Origin of the sequence: Sediminibacillus terrae (assembly GCF_009602435.1) — a bacterium.
Taxonomy (GTDB): domain Bacteria; phylum Bacillota; class Bacilli; order Bacillales; family Amphibacillaceae; genus Sediminibacillus; species Sediminibacillus terrae.
Genome location: NZ_VZDQ01000005.1, coordinates 62,218 through 68,749 on the forward strand (window position 1 = coordinate 62,218; position 6,532 = coordinate 68,749).

Below are 6,532 nucleotides of genomic sequence, written 5' to 3' on the forward strand. Positions count from 1 at the left end.
AAGGAGAATGATGCAAGATGAGTGACTATTTAATCAAAGCAACAGCTTTTAACGGGACAGTGAGAGCATATGCTGTTCAGTCCACAGAAACGGTTGAAGAGGCCAGAAGGCGTCATGACACATGGGCGACAGCTTCTGCCGCATTGGGGAGAACTATTACCGTTACCTCCATGATGGGAGCGATGATGAAAGGGAATGACAAACTGACAGTCAAGCTCGAAGGCGACGGACCGGTGGGCCCGATTATCGCTGATGGCAATGGACAAGGGGAAGTTCGAGGGTACATTACTAATCCGCATGTGGATTTTGATTTAAATGCAAAAGGAAAACTGGATGTAGCTAGAGCTGTCGGAACGCAAGGAAGCTTGAGCGTGGTCAAGGACCTCGGTTTAAAGGAGCACTTCACAGGCCAAGTTCCGATTATTTCGGGAGAGGTGAGTGAAGATTTCACTTATTACTTTGTGAATTCCGAGCAAATCCCATCAGCAGTAGGAGCAGGTGTTTTGGTTAACCCGGACCATACCATTCTTGCCTCGGGCGGATTTATCCTGCAAGTGATGCCAGGCGCATATGATGGCACAATCGATCAATTGGAACAACGAATCAATAGTATCCCGCCTATTTCCAGCCTCATAAGGGACGGAAACACACCGGAGGAAATTTTAGAGAAATTGATCGGGACAGAAAACCTGAAAATCCATGAAAGTCTGCCTGTCCAGTTTAAATGTGAATGCTCAAAAGAAAGAGTGGAAAACGCTCTGAAAAGCCTTGGAGAGGAAGAAATAGATCAAATGATCAAGGAAGACGGCGGAGCAGAAGCTACGTGCCACTTCTGTAACGAACAGTATCATTTTTCAGCAGAGGATTTAGAGGTTTTAAAAACAGAAGAACAATAAAGAAAAGGGAGGAGCAGGAAAGGCTGCTTCTGCCTTTTATTATTTGCATCTATAGGACGTGTAGAAGGGTTTGTTGGTTCTTTTTCATAAGGAATGCGGGTATATGATTTGCTTTATATGAATAGTGTTAATTATCTGTCTATAGGTGGCGGATTAGTTGACTTTTAGCAGTGTATTCATTACATTGAGTATAAATCCAACAAATATAGTGGGAATTGGGAGTGGTAAATAATGAAGGTAGCGCAATCCATAGCAGAATTGATCGGCAATACTCCGATTGTAAAATTGAATCGGACGACAGATGAAGATAGTGCAGAAGTATATGCCAAGCTGGAATTCATGAATCCTGGAAGCTCTGTTAAGGACAGAATTGCCCTTGCGATGGTAGAGGCTGCTGAGGAAGAAGGCCTTATAAAAGAGGGAGATACACTGATCGAGCCCACTAGCGGTAACACTGGAATTGGGCTGGCGCTGGTAGCCGCAATCAAAGGCTACAAAGCCATTCTGGTCATGCCTGATACGATGAGTATGGAGCGGCGCAATCTTTTGCGCGCTTATGGGGCGGAACTAGTGCTGACTCCTGGAGCTGAAGGAATGAAGGGTGCGATTAAAAAGGCGGAAGAGCTTCAAGAGGCGAACGGTTACTTCATGCCGCAGCAATTTAACAATGTGGCAAACCCCGCCGTTCACGCACGCACAACCGGCAAAGAAATTGTTCAGCAAATGGGCGATCAGCTTGATGCCTTTATTTCTGGTATAGGAACTGGCGGTACTATTACCGGTGCCGGCAAAGTGTTGAAGGAAAAGTATAAAGACATTAAGATTTATGCCGTGGAGCCAGAAGCTTCTCCGGTTCTATCGGGCGGTAAGCCTGGCCCGCACAAGATACAAGGTATCGGAGCAGGTTTTGTTCCGGAAGTCTTGGACACCGATGTTTATGATGAAGTCATCCAGGTTAGCAACGAGGATGCTTATGCTACGGCAAGGGAAGCTGCTAAAAAGGATGGTTTGCTTGGCGGGGTTTCCTCCGGAGCAGCTATTTATGCAGCAAAACAGGTTGCCAAAAAACTTGGAAAAGGTAAAAAAGTTCTTGCGGTCATCCCTAGTAACGGGGAAAGATATCTTTCTACACCGCTTTACCAATTTGAAGATAACGAATAAGTACCAGTCAGCGCCTCCGCTAAGTCATGCGGAGGTGCTTTTTTTGAAATGGGTGCTCGTGCTTTTCTTTGGTCGACTCTCATCGCTCGCGGCATGAAGAATTTCCTTATTTGCGGTAGAATAGGAGTAGATACATACAGTCCGTGAGAAAGAAGGAATACTTATGTCTTTTATCTTAAACACCAAAGTGAAGCAATATAACATGAGCAAGCAAACATTAGTAATGGGAATATTGAATGTAACTCCGGATTCTTTTTCCGACGGGGGGAAGTACAGCGAGGTTGCCGCAGCTGTTGAGCAAGCGGTTTTAATGGAAAAAGAAGGGGCGGATATCATCGATATAGGCGGAGAGTCGACCCGGCCTGGTTTTACCCCTGTAGCTGTCCAGGACGAAGTCGATCGAGTGGTACCCGTGATTCAAGCAGTAAAAGAAGCAGTTGACATTCCGATTTCTATTGATACTTATAAATCAGAGACAGCAAAAAGAGCTTTGGAAGCAGGGGCCTCGATACTGAACGATATATGGGGAGCCAAAAGGGATCCGGAAATGGCGAAGGTGGCAGCTGCTTTTGATGTACCGATTGTTCTCATGCATAATCGCGATAACACGGATTATGGTGATTTGATTGAAGATATGAAAAAGGACTTGCGAGAAAGCATTACTGTTGCCTTGGAATCGGGCGTTAGGAAGGAAAATATAATTCTTGATCCAGGTATCGGATTTGCCAAAACGTCGGATGATAATTTAGTAGTACTGCGCCATCTTGATCAATTCAGAGAACTGGGTTTTCCTATGCTATTGGGAACATCTCGTAAATCGATGATTGGTAAAGTGCTGGACGTCCCTGCACCGGAAAGGGATGCAGGGACAGGTGCGACAGTTTGCTACGGTGTTAGCAAAGGGGCTGCAGACATTGTCCGTGTCCATAATGTCAAGATGATTAAAGATATGACTAGAATGATGGATGCGATGATGGGGAAAGGAGACAACGGAATTGGATAAAATATTTTTGAATAAGATGGAGTTTTATGGCTATCACGGACTTTTTCCCGAGGAAAGAAAGTTAGGGCAACGTTTTTATGTCGATTTGACATTGGAAGTCGATTTAAAAGCAGCCGGTGAAACGGACAGCATGGACGCGTCCATTGATTATGGGCAGATTTATCAAATAACCAAAGCGGTTGTCGAAGGAGAAGCAAAACAACTGATAGAAAGTGTCGGCGAAAAAATTGCCGCGGGTTTGCTTGAAAGGTTTGCCAGATTGCAAGCTTGTAAGGTGAAAGTCATAAAACCGGATCCCCCTATTCCGGGACATTATGACTCAGTGGCAATTGAAATTTACCGGGAGCGTTCCTGATGAATACGGCCTATGTGGGTCTGGGGTCCAACATCCAGCCAAGGGAAACTTTCTTGACCGAATCCGTTCAAGCGTTGGAAGACCATCAGCAAATTATCGTGAAAAAAAAGTCGGACATTTATGAAACCCTGCCAGTTGGTTACACGAAGCAAGACAACTTTTTGAATATGGTGGTGGAGTTAAAAACAGACCTTTCTGCCTGGGAATTGTTGGAGTACTGCCAGTCTATCGAAAAAGAAAAGGGAAGAAAAAGGGAGGTGCGCTGGGGTCCCCGTACAATAGACCTTGACATTTTGCTTTATAATCAAGAAAATATTAAAACAGAGCAATTATTTGTACCTCATCCGAGAATGCACGAACGAGCTTTTGTACTTATACCTTTGCAGGATGTAAATCCAGACGCAATTATTCCTACTCAAAACAAAAGTGTTTCAGCAATTCTTGATGAGCTGCCGACAACGGAGAAAAAGGGAGTTGCGCGATGGCTGGGAAAGAATGGGGAAGAAGGGTAAAGGCATATCGAAAGCTGAAAGGATATACACAAGTCCAGTTTGCCCGAAAGCTTGGTGTTTCGGTATCTGTAATAGGGGAAGTAGAGCGGGGGACTCGCATGCTGAGCGATGAACTGCTCCGCCAGATTACGGACGTGCTGGAGATTTCTGCTCAGGAGCTGGCACCTGAACAGGATAAACATAAGTACAGACATCCAAAAACAGATGTCCATGTTTAACATAGGTATGATTCTTTTGGCCAAAGTTGATCCGTAACAGTGTTCCAACGTTGACACTTTGCAGCACCTTTTCTATACTGAAAATAAAGAGAAAATGCTGCCAGTGCTTTGCTGGCAGTTTTTTCATTATCGTTATAATACAACAGAACATCGTCTTCTACTGTATAGCAGTATGGCGGCCGGGTTATGAATGAGAAATAGAGGATAAATAACAAATGGAGTGAGACCAATGACAGAAGAGTTGAATGACCAGCTGCAGGTACGCAGGGAAAAATTGCAGCATTTACAAGAACAAGGCCTGGACCCATTCGGTACTAAGTTTGAACGGACTCACCTGGCCGAGGAAATCAAACAAGCATATGATGGCTTTTCCAAAGAAGAGCTGGAAGAGAAAGAAGCAGAAACCACCATCGCCGGCCGGATTATGACAAAGCGAGGGAAAGGAAAAGCTGGCTTTACTCATATTCAAGATCTTAGTGGTCAAATACAATTGTATGTCAGAAAAGATAGAGTGGGCGAGGAAGCATACGAATTGTTCACGACTGCGGACATCGGTGATATTATCGGTGTTACAGGAACCGTGTTTAAAACCAAAGTCGGGGAGTTATCTGTCAAAGCAAGCGAATTTCAAATGTTGACCAAATCTTTGCGCCCGCTTCCGGATAAATTCCATGGGTTGAAGGATGTTGAGCAACGTTATCGTCAACGTTACTTAGACTTGATCACCAACCCGGAAAGCAAGGAAACATTCCTTACCCGTAGTAAAATCATTCAATCAATGCGCAGATACTTGGACAGTAATGGCTTTTTAGAAGTAGAAACGCCGATGATGCACGGCATTGCCGGAGGTGCATCTGCGCGTCCATTTATAACACACCACAATGCGTTGGATATTCCTCTGTACATGAGAATCGCAATAGAGCTGCATCTGAAGAGGCTGATTGTCGGCGGCATGGAAAAAGTATATGAAATCGGCAGGGTATTCCGTAATGAAGGTGTCTCCACCAGGCATAATCCGGAATTCACTATGCTGGAGTTATACGAGGCATATGCTGATTTCCATGACGTGATGTCATTGGTTGAAAACATGGTAGCGCATATAGCGAAAGAAGTGCTGGGTTCCACAACTGTCAAATATGGAGATAATGAAGTGAACCTGGCGCCGGAGTGGACAAGGCTTCATATGGTGGATGCCGTTAAGGAGTATACGGGTGTGGACTTCTGGAAGGAAATGAGCGATGAAGAAGCAAAATCGTTAGCCAAAGAGCATGGAATCGACATTAAGGACAACATGACTTTCGGACACATTGTCAACGAGTTTTTCGAGCAAAGGGTGGAAGAAAAGTTGATCCAACCTACCTTTGTATATGGACATCCCGTGGAAATTTCTCCACTTGCCAAGAAAAACCCTGAGGACGACCGTTTCACCGATCGATTTGAGTTGTTTATTGTAGGTCGAGAGCACGCAAATGCTTTCTCTGAGCTCAATGATCCAATAGATCAAAGGGAACGTTTTGAAGCGCAGGTAAAAGAAAAAGAACAAGGCAATGATGAAGCGCACGAGATGGACGAAGATTTCCTGGAAGCGCTGGAATACGGAATGCCGCCGACAGGCGGATTGGGAATCGGCATCGATCGGCTTGTCATGCTGCTTACAAACGCGCCATCTATCCGCGACGTTCTGTTGTTCCCTCAAATGAGAAATAGAGAGTAGTACCAAAAAGGCAGGTTGCTAACGGCGACCTGCTTTTTTCTATCTTGTTACTTTCAAAGTGTTTCCATTAAATCCCTTGTATTCTTCTCTTGATTTACGATAATAATCATGGTAAATTATTAAACGTTGCGTTAATCGCTAACTCATTTACACAAAGCCGAAAACAATTATTGACTTTGTTGCTGATAATTGTTATAATAATTAAGTTGCCGTTTTAATTGAACGGTAATCAGGCGAACAAGCATTATAAAAAACTCTTGACTTTTCATTTGAGAAACGATATAATGTTTAAGCTGCAGATGACGACGCAGCTGTCAATTTGATCTTTGAAAACTGAACAAAACAACCAGTATGTCAAGCAAGATATACAAGCTAGTTTTTGAACGAGCAAGCATCAAATGATCGTCGATTAAGTTCGCAACGTCCTGTTGCAACATCGACATCAGCACATCCATGTGCAAGTCTTTTATGGAGAGTTTGATCTTGGCTCAGGACGAACGCTGGCGGCGTGCCTAATACATGCAAGTCGAGCGCGGGAAGCAGGCAGATCCCTTCGGGGTGAAACCTGTGGAACGAGCGGCGGACGGGTGAGTAACACGTGGGCAACCTGCCTGTAAGATCGGGATAACTCCGGGAAACCGGGGCTAATACCGGGTAATACCTTTCTCCGCAT

At 44.5% G+C, this 6,532-nt stretch carries 7 protein-coding genes and 1 rRNA gene; all 8 read left to right on the forward strand.

Features of this window, described 5'->3' with window-relative positions:
* Positions 1-17: 17 nt before the first annotated feature.
* On the forward strand, positions 18-896 hold the full coding sequence (hslO, locus tag F6X55_RS02060; protein WP_153461771.1) for an Hsp33 family molecular chaperone HslO: 879 nt from the start codon (positions 18-20) through the stop codon (positions 894-896).
* 231 nt (positions 897-1,127) lie between these two features.
* Positions 1,128-2,057, forward strand: a complete 930-nt coding sequence (cysK, locus tag F6X55_RS02065) for a cysteine synthase A (protein WP_200865428.1) — start codon at positions 1,128-1,130, stop codon at positions 2,055-2,057.
* Between the two features lie 163 nt (positions 2,058-2,220).
* Positions 2,221-3,060 carry a dihydropteroate synthase gene (gene folP, locus F6X55_RS02070; protein ID WP_026569010.1) on the forward strand — a complete coding sequence of 280 codons (840 nt, stop codon included), beginning with the start codon at positions 2,221-2,223 and terminating at the stop codon, positions 3,058-3,060.
* On the forward strand, positions 3,053-3,415 hold the full coding sequence (folB, locus tag F6X55_RS02075) for a dihydroneopterin aldolase (protein WP_026569011.1): 363 nt from the start codon (positions 3,053-3,055) through the stop codon (positions 3,413-3,415). Before folP ends, folB begins: the two co-directional genes overlap by 8 nt.
* Positions 3,415-3,927: a 2-amino-4-hydroxy-6-hydroxymethyldihydropteridine diphosphokinase gene (gene folK / locus F6X55_RS02080; protein WP_026569012.1), complete on the forward strand. Its 513-nt coding sequence runs from the start codon at positions 3,415-3,417 to the stop codon at positions 3,925-3,927. The genes folB and folK overlap by 1 nt, the downstream gene beginning before the upstream one ends.
* Positions 3,897-4,145 carry a helix-turn-helix domain-containing protein gene (locus F6X55_RS02085; RefSeq protein WP_026569013.1) on the forward strand — a complete coding sequence of 83 codons (249 nt, stop codon included), beginning with the start codon at positions 3,897-3,899 and terminating at the stop codon, positions 4,143-4,145. The genes folK and F6X55_RS02085 overlap by 31 nt, the downstream gene beginning before the upstream one ends.
* 229 nt (positions 4,146-4,374) lie before the next feature.
* Positions 4,375-5,859 carry a lysine--tRNA ligase gene (lysS, locus tag F6X55_RS02090; RefSeq protein ID WP_153461773.1) on the forward strand — a complete coding sequence of 495 codons (1,485 nt, stop codon included), beginning with the start codon at positions 4,375-4,377 and terminating at the stop codon, positions 5,857-5,859.
* Positions 5,860-6,324: 465 nt separating this feature from the next.
* A 16S ribosomal RNA gene (locus tag F6X55_RS02095) occupies positions 6,325-6,532 on the forward strand; the annotation flags it as partial.

Coding starts and splice junctions, on each gene's coding strand:
- hslO (WP_153461771.1), top strand. CDS start 18: ATGAGTGACTATTTAATCAAAGCAACAGCTTTTAACGGGACAGTGAGA.
- cysK (WP_200865428.1), top strand. CDS start 1,128: ATGAAGGTAGCGCAATCCATAGCAGAATTGATCGGCAATACTCCGATT.
- folP (WP_026569010.1), top strand. CDS start 2,221: ATGTCTTTTATCTTAAACACCAAAGTGAAGCAATATAACATGAGCAAG.
- folK (WP_026569012.1), top strand. CDS start 3,415: ATGAATACGGCCTATGTGGGTCTGGGGTCCAACATCCAGCCAAGGGAA.
- F6X55_RS02085 (WP_026569013.1), top strand. CDS start 3,897: ATGGCTGGGAAAGAATGGGGAAGAAGGGTAAAGGCATATCGAAAGCTG.
- lysS (WP_153461773.1), top strand. CDS start 4,375: ATGACAGAAGAGTTGAATGACCAGCTGCAGGTACGCAGGGAAAAATTG.